2 pseudogenes are annotated in these 1,290 nt (G+C 75.9%); both read right to left on the bottom strand.

Annotated features, from left to right (window positions below):
* Positions 1 to 1,064, bottom strand: a pseudogene (locus AOK23_RS50660) (helicase domain-containing protein); the annotation flags it as partial.
* Between the two features lie 2 nt (positions 1,065 to 1,066).
* Positions 1,067 to 1,290: pseudogene (locus tag AOK23_RS50655) on the bottom strand (AAA family ATPase); the annotation flags it as partial.

The following is a 1,290-nucleotide window of genomic DNA, read 5'->3' as shown; positions in this document are numbered from 1 at the left end:
TCCCCGTCCCCCCGCAGGGATCGCGCTGCCGGCACGTCCACGTCCAGCCGTCCCACCAGGCGGTTGGCCACCTCGACCACGGCCCGCGGTACCCGGAAGCCCGTCGTCAGGGGCACGACGGTCGCGTCCGGTTTGCCGAGGTGGGTGAGGAGGCGGGGCCAGTCGCGGGCCGCCCAGGGGGTGGTTCCCTGGGCCAGGTCGCCCAGGACCGTCACCGAGCCGAACACGGCCCGGCGCCCGATCGCGCGGCACTCCATCGGCGAGAGGTCCTGCGCCTCGTCGATGACGATGTGCCCGTACCCCTCGGGGTGTTCGAGGAGCCCCGCCACCTCGTCGAGGAGGACGAGATCGGCGGCCGACCAGCGCGCCGACCGCCAGGAGCGCGGCGGCTTCGGCCACAGCACGGCCTTCTGCTCCTCCGTGTCGAGCAGCCCCTCCGCCGCGGCGGCGAGCGCATCCGGGTCGGTCAGCAGTCGCGCCACGACCTCCTCCGGGCGGACCCGCGGCCAGACGGAGTCGAGGAACGCGCCCACCGGCCGCGACCGGGACATCCGCCAGGCCCAGGCGTTCGACTGCGGCCCGGCCCGCCGCTCCGCCTGCTCCCGCAGCAGCACCACGATCCGCGCCCGGACCCGCTCCCGCCCGGTGTCGTACGGCGGTTCCGGCTCCTCCTGCCGTACGTCCGCCACGATCCGTTCGAGCCGGTCGCCGGTCACCCGCCAGCGGTATGTGCCGTCGGGCACGACCAGCGCGTCGGGCCGCCCGGTGGCGATGCGGGCGTACAGGGCCCGGTGGAGCACCCGCGCCATCCGGACGTCGTGCTTGAGGGCGGCGGCCCGCTCGTCGTCCTCGGCGGTGACCGGCTGCCGGGCGATCTCGTCCTCGACGGTCGACTGGCGCACGCCCACCTCGCCGAGCGCCGGGAGGACCTCCGCGATGTACGACAGGAAGGTCCGGTTGGGGCCGAGGATCAGCATGCCGCCGCGGCGGATGCGCTGGGGGTGGGTGTAGAGGAGGTACGCGGCCCGGTGCAGGCCGACCGCCGTCTTGCCGGTGCCGGGGGCNNCGGCGCGTACCAGGTCGTCCTGTTCCGGCTGGATGGTGGCGGCGATGTCCCGCATGGGCCCGGTCCTCGGCCGTTCGATCTCGGCGGCGAGGAAACGGCTGGGCGCGGGGCCCTCACCGCCCACGCCCTCACCGCCCCCGCCCCCGGCGCCGCATGTCTCGCCGCCCAGGGGTTCGTCCTCGAACCCGGTCAGGTCGGCCGAGTCGCCCCGGCTGCCGGGGGCC

Origin of the sequence: Streptomyces torulosus (genome assembly GCF_001419765.1) — a bacterium.
Classification (GTDB): Bacteria; Actinomycetota; Actinomycetes; order Streptomycetales; family Streptomycetaceae; genus Streptomyces; species Streptomyces torulosus.
Note: the sequence above shows the minus strand (reverse complement) of the source record. Positions and strands in the feature narration are given on the sequence as shown.